The 14,490-nt window shown below is 51.0% G+C and carries 9 protein-coding genes; 8 read left to right on the top strand and 1 reads right to left on the bottom strand.

The window, feature by feature from the left end; translation table 11 throughout:
- Window positions 1-9: 9 nt before the first annotated feature.
- The 8 genes from EBB_RS05320 to EBB_RS05285 all read left to right on the top strand — a co-directional run bounded on the left by EBB_RS05320 (window position 10) and on the right by EBB_RS05285 (window position 13,876).
- On the top strand, window positions 10-4,401 hold the full coding sequence (locus EBB_RS05320) for a methyl-accepting chemotaxis protein (RefSeq protein WP_192392771.1): 4,392 nt from the start codon (window positions 10-12) through the stop codon (window positions 4,399-4,401).
- 177 nt (window positions 4,402-4,578) lie between these two features.
- On the top strand, window positions 4,579-7,836 hold the full coding sequence (locus EBB_RS05315) for a methyl-accepting chemotaxis protein (RefSeq protein WP_192392770.1): 3,258 nt from the start codon (window positions 4,579-4,581) through the stop codon (window positions 7,834-7,836).
- Window positions 7,837-7,845: 9 nt separating this feature from the next.
- Window positions 7,846-8,412 (top strand): chemotaxis protein CheW, encoded by a 567-nt coding sequence (locus tag EBB_RS05310; RefSeq protein WP_223146801.1) that lies wholly within the window; start codon window positions 7,846-7,848, stop codon window positions 8,410-8,412.
- Window positions 8,413-8,478: 66 nt separating this feature from the next.
- Window positions 8,479-9,309, top strand: a complete 831-nt coding sequence (locus EBB_RS05305; protein WP_192392769.1) for a CheR family methyltransferase — start codon at window positions 8,479-8,481, stop codon at window positions 9,307-9,309.
- Between the two features lie 263 nt (window positions 9,310-9,572).
- On the top strand, window positions 9,573-10,013 hold the full coding sequence (locus EBB_RS05300) for a VOC family protein (protein ID WP_192392768.1): 441 nt from the start codon (window positions 9,573-9,575) through the stop codon (window positions 10,011-10,013).
- Between the two features lie 11 nt (window positions 10,014-10,024).
- On the top strand, window positions 10,025-11,155 hold the full coding sequence (hemW, locus tag EBB_RS05295; protein ID WP_225587248.1) for a radical SAM family heme chaperone HemW: 1,131 nt from the start codon (window positions 10,025-10,027) through the stop codon (window positions 11,153-11,155).
- Between the two features lie 48 nt (window positions 11,156-11,203).
- A complete protein-coding gene (gene pyrE, locus EBB_RS05290) occupies window positions 11,204-11,842 on the top strand; it encodes an orotate phosphoribosyltransferase (RefSeq protein WP_064009163.1) in 639 nt (212 codons plus the stop codon).
- A 102-nt stretch (window positions 11,843-11,944) separates the two neighbouring features.
- Window positions 11,945-13,876, top strand: a complete 1,932-nt coding sequence (locus EBB_RS05285; protein WP_192392767.1) for a dynamin family protein — start codon at window positions 11,945-11,947, stop codon at window positions 13,874-13,876.
- Here EBB_RS05285 and ampD read toward each other — a convergent pair.
- Entirely contained in the window at window positions 13,873-14,490 is a 618-nt protein-coding gene (gene ampD / locus EBB_RS05280) for a 1,6-anhydro-N-acetylmuramyl-L-alanine amidase AmpD (RefSeq protein WP_192392766.1), read from the bottom strand. The two genes, EBB_RS05285 and ampD, sit on opposite strands and share 4 nt — an antisense overlap.

Raw genomic sequence — 14,490 nt, 5'->3', positions numbered from 1 at the left:
AAAATAGCCATGAGAAATAATCAACCCGTTACCGACGTCGAATTACATTTTTCCGAAGAAGACATTCTCACCTCTACCACCGATTTGCGTGGCTATATCACCAGTGTCAGCCCGGCTTTCATCAAGCTGAGTGGCTTCACTGAAGAGGAGTTACTGGGGCAACCGCATAACATTGTGCGTCACCCGGATATGCCGGAAGAGGCCTATGAATGGATGTGGCGAACCATAGAGTCTGGTTGTACTTGGCGAGGTTTGGTCAAAAACCGTTCCAAAAATGGCGATTTTTATTGGGTGGAAGCCAATGTCGCGCCGATTTATAACGAAGGTCAGCTGATTGGCTACCGGTCCATCCGCTTCAAACCAGCACGCAGCGAAGTTGATACGGCGGCCGCGCTATATGCTGATATCAAAGCCGGTCGTGTTAAAAATCCCTTTAAAGAAGGAAAGATTTCTAGTGTATTTAGCAAGATCAAGCTTTGGCAAAAATTCGCTGCTTTAGTGGTTCTGGCTATAGCTATGTTCGCAGTGCCGACCTACTTTTTGATAAATGACAATATCGCAGACAAGGATTTCGCATTAAAGGAAAAACAAGGTGTCGATTACACCACAGAGACCATCAAACTGATGCAACTCGTGGTAGAGCACCGTGGCTTGAACGCGATGGTAATCGCCGGCAACACACAGGAAGCGAGTCGCCGGGAGGCGAAACGCAACGAAGTCAATCAGCAAATCGCCGCTATCTCCGCATTAGATGGGCGGTTGGCGGAATTAAAGCTGACTTTGGCCTGGCAGGCACTCAGGGAAAAATGGCAAGAGCTGTCCGCTTCGGCTAACCGATTTGATGCGCAAACCAATCTTGTAAAGCATGGCGAGTTCATTAGTCAATTGCATGCGTTTAACCGCAAAGTGGCTGATGCCTCAGGACTAGGGTTGGATCCGGAAACCGATACCTATTACGCCCAAGTGTTGGCAATTAGCTTATTTCCTGAGCTGTCCGAACAATTGGGTATGCTCAGAGGCGTGGGTTCTCCGATTTTGCAACGAAAAACCGTGACTGTTGCGGAAGCCGCTTATCTGCGGGCGTTAATCGCGAATGCCGAAGAAACCCTGGCGATGATTGACGAGAATATCCCCAAAATTGGCAGTATGGATCCCGCACTCCGCACGGATTTGCAAAAAGCCACCGCCTTGGCCAAGCAAGCACTGACCTTGACAGAATCAGAAATTTTACAACGCGGGCAACTCGAGCTTGCCGCTAGCGATTATTTCAACAGCTTGACTCAGGCTATCCAACAAAACTTCTCGTTATCAGGCGGATTTAGCAAGTTGCTATATGCCGGTTTGGATGCACGTTTGGCACGATTAGGCGGCACTATCAACACCACGCTGATAGTCGTGTCATTGTTCTTGTTGGGTTTCCTGGCGATGAGTTGGTACATCGTCATGGGGGTACTCCGCCCTGTAAATGCAATGATTCATGCCATGACCTTGTTCGGCCGCGGCCAAATGCCGCAAAACGATAGCCATAACTACGGTTTGGAATTCAATCAACTCAATGAGGGTGTCAAAGCCGCGGTATTTTCCGTGCAATCTTTGATCGCCGATGCCGTCATGCTGTCACACTCCGCAGTAGAAGGACAGCTGTCTACCCGAGCAGATGCAACTAAACACCAGGGTGATTATCGAAAAATCGTCGTAGGCGTTAACGACACGCTGGAGGCCGTGATCGGCCCTTTGAACGTGGCCGCCGAGTACGTGGACAACATCTCTCGCGGGGCAATTCCGGCGAAAATCACCGACCACTACAACGGCGATTTCAACACCATCAAAAACAACCTGAACAACTGCATCGACGCGATCAGCAGCATGGTGGCCGAAGCCGCTGCCTTGGAAAAAGCCGCCATCGAAGGCCGCTTAGCCACCCGCGCCGACGCCAGCCAGTATCAAGGCGATTACCGCAAGATTGTGGAAGGCGTCAACAACACCCTGGACGCCGTGATCGGCCCCTTGAACGTCGCGGCCGAGTACGTGGACAATATTTCCAAAGGCGCGATCCCCGCCAAAATCACCGACACCTACAACGGCGATTTCAACACCATAAAAAACAATCTGAACAACTGTATCGAGGCGATTTCCAACATGGTCGCTGAAGCCATGAATCTGGAAAAAGCGGCGATTGAAGGTCGTTTAGCCACCCGCGCCGACGCCAGCCAATACCAAGGCGACTACCGGAAAATCGTCCAAGGCGTCAACAACACTCTGGATGCGGTAATCGGGCCCTTGAACGTGGCTGCCGAGTACGTGGACAACATCTCTCGCGGGGCAATTCCGGCGAAAATCACCGACCACTACAACGGTGATTTCAACACCATCAAAAACAACCTGAACAACTGTATCGACGCGATCAGCAGCATGGTGGCCGAAGCCGCTGCATTGGAAAAAGCCGCCATCGAAGGCCGCTTAGCCACCCGCGCTGACGCCAGCCAGTATCAAGGCGATTACCGCAAGATTGTTGAAGGCGTCAACAACACCCTGGACGCCGTGATCGGGCCGCTCAACGTCGCTGCCGACTACGTGGACAACATCGCCAAAGGCGCGATCCCCGCAAAAATCACCGACACCTACAACGGCGACTTCAATGTCATCAAAAACAACCTCAACACTTGCATTGATGCGGTGAACGCCCTGGTGGCCGACGCCAATATGTTGTCTACCGCTGCCGTCGAAGGGCGTTTGGCAACCCGCGCGGATGCCACGAAACACCAAGGCGATTTCCGCAAAATTGTCGAAGGCGTGAACCTGACCCTGAATGCGGTGATAGGTCCGCTGAATGTGGCCGCGGATTATGTTGATAACATTTCCAAAGGCCAGATTCCGGCCAAAATCACCGATAGCTACAACGGCGATTTCAATACCATTAAAAACAACCTCAACACCTGTATTGATGCCGTCAATACGCTGGTGGCCGACGCCAATATGCTGGCAACCGCCGCCGTTGAAGGCCGCCTGCAAACCCGTGCCGACGCCACTAAACACCAAGGCGATTTCCGCAAAATCGTCGAAGGCGTCAATGACACCCTGGATGGCGTGATTTTGCCGCTCAATGAAGCGGTCGAAGTGCTGGCGTTGGTTGAACAAGGTGACTTGACCCGCAATGTGACCGGTAATTACAAAGGCCAGTTGGGTGAATTTAAAGACACCGTGAATAACACCGTCGCCAAACTATCCCAAACCATTTCCGAGGTTATTTCGGCGGCGGATCAGCTGGGTAATGCCTCCGAGCAGATCAGTTCCACCTCGCAATCGCTGTCGCAAGCCGCCAGCGAGCAGGCAGGCAGTGTCGAGATCACCAGCGCCAGCATCGAGGAAATGGCGGCCAGCATCAACCAGAATGCCGACAATGCCAAAGTCACCGACGGTATGGCCAGTAAAGCCGCTACCGAAGCCAGCCAAGGCGGTGAAGCGGTTAAACAGACCGTTGACGCCATGCGCGAGATTGCCAAAAAAATCGGCATCATCGACGACATTGCCTATCAGACCAACATGTTGGCCCTAAACGCCGCCATCGAAGCGGCCCGCGCCGGCGATCACGGCAAAGGCTTCGCGGTGGTGGCGGCGGAAGTCCGCAAACTGGCCGAGCGCAGCCAAGTGGCGGCGCAGGAAATCGGCGAATTGGCGGAAAACAGCGTGGAGACCGCGGAAAGTGCGGGCAAACTGCTGGATGAAATCGTGCCCAGCATAGCCAGAACCTCCGACTTGGTGCAAGAGATTGCCGCCGCCTCCCAAGAGCAATCCGCCGGTGTCAGCCAAGTCAACAATGCCATGAACCAGATGAACCAGATTACTCAGCAGAATGCTTCGGCCAGCGAACAATTGGCGGCTACTGCGGAAGAAATGACGGGGCAAACGGAACAACTACAAAGTTTGATGAGCTTTTTCAAAATCACCTCTTCCGGACATGCTGCTAGCGGCTCTGCAGCCCATGCAACATCGCGTCGGCCAGAAAGCGCAAGGCGGATAAGTGCGAAAGCCGCCGAGTATGACCCCATTGATTTGGATGCCTCTATTCAAGCGCACAGCGAGTGGAAGTTGAAGCTGCGCCGGGGTATTAGCCAACATGAACACATGGATGCCGTCACTATTGGCCGGGACGATTGCTGCAAGTTGGGAAAATGGTTGCACGGTGGCGGCCAAAAACAATACAAACATTTGTCCGGTTTTCAGGACTGTCTACATAAACATGCCCAGTTTCATCGCGAAGCCGGGAAAGTGGCCGAGCTGATTAATGGCGGCCAATATGAAACAGCCGAGTCCTTGTTAGGTGCGGGCAGCGCGTTTGCATTGGCCTCCAGCCAAGTCAGTGTCGCCATTGTGACATTAAAAAAACAAGCTCATTTGTAAACGAGGGTTTGCTGAGCGAGGGTAAGAGGAATTAGCGGATAAAAAATTATTCGATCAACTGGCGACTAAAAAGGAAGTCGACTGCCTAACGGCGCGAAATTGGCGCTCCAAGGGATGCTCTATTAGCTTACCGCGCAAGCGACACTATAAATTTGAGATCACACAGAGGGTTTAACAATGACAGTCACACAACGCATGTTGTTATTAATCGGATCGGCATTATTAGGTTTGGTTGGTTTGGCCGGCTTCAATTACGTACAGATCGATAGGGTCTATAACGCCACTAATTTCAATACCATTAACACCCTGCCCAGCGTCTTGCTGCTGAACGACATCGTCAGTGAACTATCCGGGGTTCGCGCCCATACCTGGCAGCATTTAACCGAAACCGAAGATGCCGCTATGGCCGAAGTGGAGAAAGAAATAGACAGCAAACGCGCCAATATCGATAAGCTATTGAACTACTACGAAAAGCTTTTGACCGACGACGACGACAAAAGACTTCTTGCCGATGACAAAAACGCTTTGGCGGAATACGACAAGTTAAGGCTAAAAGTTCGTGATCTATCCCGGCAAAATAAGAATAGCGAAGCTCGTGATCAAATGATGTCCAATCAAGCCGTGGTCGACAAACTGCTGTCTGCTTTCAAAAATCACAGTGAATACAACCAGCGCCTGGGTAAGCAATCTTCGGATGAGGCAGTGGTCATTCAATCCACAGCGACTACCATTTCCATCCTGATTTCATTACTGGCGGCGGCCATGGTTGGCGCCCTGGGTTTTTTCATTACGCGCAATTTGAAGCGGCAATTGGGCGGCGAACCGAGTTTGGTAGCCGATTTGGCCTACAACATTTCCCAAGGCGATTTGAACAGCCAAATACTGGTACAAGCGGGCGACAAAACCAGTGTAATGGCTAACATGAAGCAGTTAAGCGATAACATTAAGGCGCTATTGGCCGAGATGGATCACATGGCGAGCGAACATGAAAAAGGCGATATCGATGTGGTTGTCGATCAGCAAAAATTTCATGGCAGCTTCAGATCCGTCGCTAAAGGCGTAAACGATATGGTTAATGGCCATATTGCGGTTAAGAAAATGGCGGTAGGCGTATTCAAAGCATTTGGCGAAGGCGATTTCGATGCCCCGATGGAGAAATTACCGGGTAAAAAAGCCTTTATCAACGAGACAATTGAATTGGTCCGCGGTAATTTGAAAGCAGTAGTGGCCGACGCCAACCTGCTGGTCAAAGCCGCTGTCGAAGGCCGCTTGTCTACTCGCGCCGATGCGTCTAAACACCAAGGCGATTTTCGTAAGTTAGTGGAAGGCGTCAACAACACCCTGGACGCCGTGATCGGCCCCTTGAACGTCGCGGCCGAGTACGTGGACAATATTTCCAAAGGCGCGATCCCCGCCAAAATCACCGACACCTACAACGGCGATTTCAACACCATAAAAAACAATCTGAACAACTGTATCGAGGCGATTTCCAACATGGTCGCTGAAGCCATGAATCTGGAAAAAGCGGCGATTGAAGGTCGTTTAGCCACCCGCGCCGACGCCAGCCAATACCAAGGCGACTACCGGAAAATCGTCCAAGGCGTCAACAACACTCTGGATGCGGTAATCGGGCCCTTGAACGTGGCTGCCGAGTACGTGGACAACATCTCTCGCGGGGCAATTCCGGCGAAAATCACCGACCACTACAACGGTGATTTCAACACCATCAAAAACAACCTGAACAACTGTATCGACGCGATCAGCAGCATGGTGGCCGAAGCCGCTGCATTGGAAAAAGCCGCCATCGAAGGCCGCTTAGCCACCCGCGCTGACGCCAGCCAGTATCAAGGCGATTACCGCAAGATTGTTGAAGGCGTCAACAACACCCTGGACGCCGTGATCGGGCCGCTCAACGTCGCTGCCGACTACGTGGACAACATCGCCAAAGGCGCGATCCCCGCAAAAATCACCGACACCTACAACGGCGACTTCAATGTCATCAAAAACAACCTCAACACTTGCATTGATGCGGTGAACGCCCTGGTGGCCGACGCCAATATGTTGTCTACCGCTGCCGTCGAAGGGCGTTTGGCAACCCGCGCGGATGCCACGAAACACCAAGGCGATTTCCGCAAAATTGTCGAAGGCGTGAACCTGACCCTGAATGCGGTGATAGGTCCGCTGAATGTGGCCGCGGATTATGTTGATAACATTTCCAAAGGCCAGATTCCGGCCAAAATCACCGATAGCTACAACGGCGATTTCAATACCATTAAAAACAACCTCAACACCTGTATTGATGCCGTCAATACGCTGGTGGCCGACGCCAATATGCTGGCAACCGCCGCCGTTGAAGGCCGCCTGCAAACCCGTGCCGACGCCACTAAACACCAAGGCGATTTCCGCAAAATCGTCGAAGGCGTCAATGACACCCTGGATGGCGTGATTTTGCCGCTCAATGAAGCGGTCGAAGTGCTGGCGTTGGTTGAACAAGGTGACTTGACCCGCAATGTGACCGGTAATTACAAAGGCCAGTTGGGTGAATTTAAAGACACCGTGAATAACACCGTCGCCAAACTATCCCAAACCATTTCCGAGGTTATTTCGGCGGCGGATCAGCTGGGTAATGCCTCCGAGCAGATCAGTTCCACCTCGCAATCGCTGTCGCAAGCCGCCAGCGAGCAGGCAGGCAGTGTCGAGATCACCAGCGCCAGCATCGAGGAAATGGCGGCCAGCATCAACCAGAATGCCGACAATGCCAAAGTCACCGACGGTATGGCCAGTAAAGCCGCTACCGAAGCCAGCCAAGGCGGTGAAGCGGTTAAACAGACCGTTGACGCCATGCGCGAGATTGCCAAAAAAATCGGCATCATCGACGACATTGCCTATCAGACCAACATGTTGGCCCTAAACGCCGCCATCGAAGCGGCCCGCGCCGGCGATCACGGCAAAGGCTTCGCGGTGGTGGCGGCGGAAGTCCGCAAACTGGCCGAGCGCAGCCAAGTGGCGGCGCAGGAAATCGGCGAATTGGCGGAAAACAGCGTGGAGACCGCGGAAAGTGCGGGCAAACTGCTGGATGAAATCGTGCCCAGCATAGCCAGAACCTCCGACTTGGTGCAAGAGATTGCCGCCGCCTCCCAAGAGCAATCCGCCGGTGTCAGCCAAGTCAACAATGCCATGAACCAGATGAACCAGATTACTCAGCAGAATGCTTCGGCCAGCGAACAATTGGCGGCTACTGCGGAAGAAATGACCAGTCAGGCTGAGCAACTGCAATCCCTGATGAGCTTTTTCAGACTCGACAATGGCGTTAGAAAAACCACGACTTCTAATCAAGCCAAAGGGGCAAAAAAGGCTACTAAGATAAAGCCCGTCGCTCAGGCAAGTGCGAATATCGATCATGACTTCGATTTAAACCAGTTCGAACGTTTCTAGGAGCGGGCCATGACAGAACTTGCAACAATTGAGGAAAAATTACCGGCCGCGCAGAGCAAACAGACTGCACTGGCCGGTCAATACCTGACTTTTACGCTTGGGGGAGAGCTTTACGCACTTGGTATTTTGAGTAGCAAGGAAATCATCGATTACGGCAATCTTACTGAAGTACCGATGATGCCGGTGTTTGTGCGCGGCGTGATTAATCTGCGCGGTAGCGTGGTGCCGGTGGTGGATTTGCTGGCGCGCTTTGGTAAGGGCTCGACACCTATTGCCAAGCGCACCGGTATCGTTATCGTCGAAACCACCAGTGAAACAGACGATGGCGGCTCTCAGGATCTGGGGATCATCGTGGATGCGGTCAACGAAGTGGTCGAAATCGGTCAACAGGACATTGAGCCGCCGCCAAGTTTTGGGGTGGGGATTCGACCTGATTTTATTAACGGCATGGCCAAACGAAATGGCAGATTTGTTATTTTATTGAACGTCAGCAAGGTACTGTCGGTGGATGAGATGGCGGCTTTGAGTAAAGTTCGCCAAGACCGTCATGCGTTGCCGGATACAAACAACGCTTGATCGTTCCAAGACTTGAGGCGTTTAAATTTATCGACATGTTGGCTAACCCACAAATAGGAGTATAGAGTGTCGTCAATCCATCGTGTCGGCGCGCCGATATTGCATAAGCAAGAGTTTGCCTGGATCAGGGACTATCTTTACAAGCACGCTGGTATTGTCCTAAACGATAGTAAGCAGGCTATGGTGATGGGACGTTTGGAAAAGCGTTTGCGTCATCATGGCATCGATAGCTATGGCGAGTATTTTCGGCAATTCGGTAAGCCGGGGTTCGAAAATGAAACGACGATGGCTATCGATTTGCTAACCACCAATGAAACCTATTTTTTCCGCGAATCCAAGCATTTCGATTTTGTAGTTGAAAAAATTTTACCGCAGCACTCCGCGGCAAAACCGTTTCGAGTTTGGAGCGCGGCCAGCTCCAGCGGTGAGGAAGCTTACACGCTGGCAATGCTATTGGCGGAGTATTTGAGATCCCGGCAATGGGATATTGTCGGGACCGATATTTCCACGCGGATTCTAGAAAAAGCCCGGCGTGGTTTGTACCCCAGTAATGCCGCCGAAAAAATCCCTCAAATCTTGCTGAAAAAGTATTGCCTGAAAGGGACAGGTCAATATGACGGTTTTTTGCTGGTTGCTCCTGAGCTACGCAGCCACGTTAAGTTCGAATATGCCAATTTGATAGGAACGTTGCCGGATTTGGGTACCTTCGACGTCATTTTTTTACGTAACGTAATGATTTACTTTGATATTGAAACCAAGCAACGCCTGCTGGACAAAATTGTTAAATACCTGCGGCCCGGCGGCTATTTTTTTATCAGTCATTCTGAATCCTTGAGCGGTATGAAAACTGAGCTGCAAACCATCATGCCGTCGGTGTATCGCAAAGCATTGGACTAATTGGACTGTAACGAGCTAGTCGGGCATTCGCGTCTAACAAACTGCTTCAAGCGTGTGTCTTCCTCTTACTTAAAATCGTCATTTCGGCAGCGAATATCGCAATCCAGGTCGCATGGATAGAGCGAAGCTTGCCTCCCATAGCGCTGAATGGCGGGCATGACGGGCTTTCTTTGGTATAGCTGAGGCCTGTTATTGATCAGGAAACTTTATTCTCCACCGCCGACTCGTTCATAATCGCGCTTTTATTTTCTGGGGCGGCCAATATGCGTTATTTACACACTATGGTTCGGGTAAAGGATCTCGCCGAATCGCTGGATTTTTATTGCAATAAGTTAGGTTTGCTTGAAGTGCGGCGCATGGAAAGCGAAACCGGACGTTTCACCTTGGTGTATCTGGCCGCACCTGGCGACCGGCAAAGCGCTGCAGCGGTTGACGCGCCATTGCTGGAGCTGACTTACAACTGGGATACGGAGGATTACGGCGGTGGCCGTAATTTTGGGCATTTAGCCTTCGAAGTAGACGATATTTATGCGGTTTGCCAAGACTTAACGGCAAAAGGGGTAACGATTAACCGGCCGCCTCGTGATGGTCGTATGGCATTTCTGCGCTCGCCCGACCAAATTTCTATCGAATTGTTACAAAAAGACCAAGCTTTGCCGCCGCAAGAGCCGTGGGCCTCCATGCCCAATATTGGCGTGTGGTAAGGTCTGTCGAATTGTTACCGCTGAGCCTTTATATCCATTTTCCGTGGTGCATCCAGAAGTGCCCGTATTGCGACTTCAACTCCCACGCCGTTAAAAAACCGATTCCCGAACAGGCTTACATCGATGCCCTGCTGACCGACCTGCACGCTGATCTGGAATTGCTGGGCGGGCAGCGGAGCATCAACAGTATATTTATGGGGGGCGGCACGCCCAGCTTGTTTTCGCCGGAAGCCTTAGGCCGTCTGTTGGCCGGTATCAGGCGGTCAGTGCCTGTTACCGAACAGTGCGAAATCACTTTGGAAGCCAATCCCGGCACCTTCGAAAGCGCAAAATTTCATGCGTTTCGGACTTTAGGGATTAATCGCCTATCGATAGGCATTCAAAGCTTTCAGGACCGGCATTTGCGGACATTAGGGCGGGTGCATTCCGCCGCTGAGGCCAAAGTTGCGGTGGAAATTGCCGTTAAGGCCGGGTTTGAGAATTTCAATCTGGATTTGATGTTCGGTTTGCCGGATCAGAGTGAAAGCGAAGCCTTGAGCGATGTGGAAATAGCCATTAGCTTGGCCCCAACCCATATTTCCTTTTACCAACTGACGCTGGAACCCAATACGTATTTTTATAAGTTTCCGCCCAAATTGCCGGAAGACGACGTGATATTCGCCGCCCAAAAGCGCTGTCAGCAGCTGTTGGCGGATAACGGCTTTCAGCAGTACGAAGTGTCTGCGTATGCAAAACCCGGCAAGCAATCCCGGCATAATCGCAATTACTGGCAATTTGGCGATTATCTGGGGATAGGCGCCGGCGCGCACGGCAAGATTAGCCTTGCCTTGCCGGATAAGATTATGCGTACGGTTAAGCCAAGAAGCCCGGAACAGTATTTATCGCAACCCGGTCGATCACAATGCGAGGCGATTGAGGTCGCACAATTGCCGTTAGAGTTTCTGATGAACCAGTTGCGATTAAAAACCGGCTTTAGTCTGAAGGATTTTGAACGGGCTACCGGATTGGCGGCAGACAACTTGGAGCCAAATTTATCGCACTGCCTGGCTGAAGGCATGCTGTGCCGCGATGGCTTGGCGTATAGCTGTAGCGAAAAAGGTTGGGATTTTCTGGACGTGGTCCTAGAAAAGTTCATCGATTAAATACGCACGGGTATAATTACTTTCATTTTAGCTTTGTAACACTCCACGATGCTCGATTACCAAAAACAGTTTATTCAGTACGCTTTGGATTGCGGCGTATTGAAGTTTGGCGAATTTCATTTAAAGTCCGGACGTGTTAGTCCTTATTTCTTTAATACCGGCCTATTCAACAGCGGCGCTCAGCTGGATAAATTGGGGCAATTTTATGCGCAGGCGCTGATTAGCGCCGGTGTCGAGGTAGATGTATTGTACGGACCAGCCTATAAAGGCATCCCGTTGGTCAGCACCACCTCGATTGCCTATTCCCGCTTGCAACGCGACATCCCGTTTGCGTTTAACCGCAAAGAAGCCAAGGATCATGGCGAGGGCGGCGTATTGGTTGGCGCGCCCTTGCAAGGCAAAGTCTGGATTTTGGATGATGTGATTACCGCCGGTACGTCGGTGCGCGAATCGGTGGAGATTATTAATGCCGCCGGCGCGACGGTTGCGGGTGTAGTGATAGCGCTGGATCGTCAGGAGAAAGGCCAGAACGAATTATCGGCAGTGCAGGAAGTGTCGGCACAGTTCGGCATTCCGGTGCTGGCGATAATCTGCTTGGCAGACATCATCGAGTTTATTTCCCAGCAGAGCGGTTCGGCGGATAAGTTGGCTATTATTCAGGCCTATCGACAACAGTACGGAATTTGAGTATCCAAGCGTGCCCTAGGCTTTTGCTTATGGATTATTGGTCTACACTTAGCCGTTACAATTTGCCCCTTATATTGAGTACAGTCGGAACAAAGGCGAGCCATGAGAAATCTGGAATTTAAAGAACAGTTGCACGAATACACGCAGTGGCGCGAACAACTGATTCAGGGTATCGAATTGTATCGGGACTGGCGTAACCGTTATCGCTTCAGTGACCCGCAAAGCACAGATACCTTGCTGAATATATTGCAAGGTTTGCAAAATGATCGTGTCACCTTGGCGTTTGTAGCGGAGTTTTCCAGAGGTAAAACCGAACTGATCAACTCGCTGTTTTTTGCGGAAACCGGCGTGCGCTTGTTGCCTTCGTCGCCAGGCCGGACCACGATGTCGCCCACCGAGCTATTCTGGGATGAAAAAGGCGGCAGTTATATTCGGCTGCTCAACATTGAGAGCCGCTTGGAAGATATATCCTTGATGGATTACAAGCGCAATCCGGATCGTTGGACACAAATCGAGCTGAATTGCGAGTCGCCTACGCAAATGCAGGAAGCGTTTAGAGAGTTGGTCGCCACCAAGAAGGTTTCTCGGGAAATGGCCGATAAACTGGGCTTGTGGAACGAACGCGAAGCCGCCGAGCAAGGCATTATCAATCCGGAAACCGTGGAAGTGCCATGCTGGCGGCATGCGATGATCAGCTTTCCGCATCCTTTGCTGAAAGAAGGTTTGTGCATTCTGGATACGCCAGGCCTAAATGCCTTAGGTACAGAGCCGGAGTTAACCTTGAGCATGTTGCCCAGCGCTCAAGCCATTATTTTCGTGTTGGCGGCCGATACCGGCGTAACCAAAAGCGATCTGGAAATGTGGAAAAGCCACGTTTGTAGCTCCAGAGGTAACCGCCGCCAGGGCTTAGCCGTGGTGATGAATAAAATCGACTCAATGTGGGACGATTTGGCCGGCGAAACTGGCTACGAAGCTTCAATCCAAAAGCAAATCGACACCTGCGCAATGATTCTGAATCTGGAGAAGGAAGTTATTTTCCCGGTCTCTGCAAAGCAGGCGCTATTGGCTAAGGTGAAAGGCGACGATGCTTTGCTACAAAAAAGCCGTCTCAATCTGTTGGAAAGCTATCTGTCGGACGACATTCTCGATCAGCGCCGCGATATTCTAAAGGGTGTTGTCGACAAAGAAATTGGATTTTTGGTCAGCGAGTCGGTCAAGTTGATGGACTCAAAAATCGCTAACGCCCAAAAGCAGCTCGATGAATTCAAACAAGTCGATTTCGAGAATCAGGAATTGACCGGCAAATTGATGGCCGAAACTCGTGACCGGCAGAATGCCTATATGGCTAATATCGAAAACTTTCAGGCCAGCCGTAAAGTGTTTGCGGTACAAGCCAAGATGTTGATCGATTCGTTTGCCAAAGAAAAAATCGACGACATCATCCGCCGTACCAAGGAGGATATGAGCAAAAGCCTGACCACTTACGGCATGAAGCAGAACATGCGTAGGTTGTTTGACGAGTTGCGCGATTTATTACAGGACTCGGTGGACATGACCGAAGAAACTCGGCGCTTGATTAAAGCGATTCATAAGAAGTTTCAGGATGAATACGGTTTTAAGGAAATCGAGCCACAGTTGTTTTCGATAAAACAACACCAGTTCGAGCTGGAGCAGATTTTTGAAGAAGGCGAAGCGTTTCGCAATAGCGCTAAAACCACGATGACTGAGCAAAGCATCGTCGTCAACAAGCTATACGGTACGTTGATAGCCAAAGCGAGAAATATTCTGCAGCAAGCCCAACGGGATGCGGTTACCTGGAGTAATAGCGTACTGTCGCCGCTAATGCACCAGATCAAAGACCACAAAAAGCAAATTGAAAGCCGCTTGATCATGCTCAGGAAAATCAATGAATCCAAAGGCAATGTCAATGAAAGCATTGCACAGTTGGAGAGCGAATTGGGGCCACTACAAGTCCAGTATCAAGAGTTGCTCGAGATCCTTAAAGCCGTGCATCTGGAAATTAAAGCCGATTAGTGCCGCTTTTTGCTTTGTTGTCGTGGGTTACGGCAACCCTTTTTTACTGGCTCCGCAGGACTTTCAGCGACAGAACTCAGTAATTCGTTAAAGCGGCACCAGTCAAAGAATGGCCCAGGGTCGTTTTTTCGGCCTGGGGCAATGTCGCTATGACCGGCAATACGCTGGCTCGATAGTTTCGGATAATTTGCCAGTAGCGTTCTACACACATCGGCAAGGCACCGATATTGAGCATCAGTGTAAGCCACACTGATGGCCCCCTCCAACTCAATACCAATAGAAAAATCGTTACAGCGCTCCCTGTCTTGATATTTTGACACGCCTGCATGCCAAGCCCTGCGATGGAACGACACATATTGCCGAATGCTGCCATCCCGGCGAATCAGTAAATGCGCGGACACCTTAAGTTCGTGTATATCTTGGAAGTAAGGATGGTCGTTTGGGTCCAAGCAGTTGCAAAACAATTGGTCGATATAGTCGCCCGTAAATTGCTCAGGCGGCAGGCTGATGCAATGGATAACCAATAACGAAACGTCTTCGGGGTCCGGTCTGTCGTCGCAGTTCGGCGAAGCGACCTGGCAAGCGCTACTCAAGTAGTGATCGCGAATTATCAT

Source organism: Methylomonas fluvii, assembly GCF_014850975.1.
GTDB classification, from domain to species: Bacteria; Pseudomonadota; Gammaproteobacteria; order Methylococcales; family Methylomonadaceae; genus Methylomonas; species Methylomonas fluvii.
The sequence above is the reverse complement of the archived record's forward strand: the minus strand, read 5'-3'. Positions and strand labels throughout refer to the sequence as shown.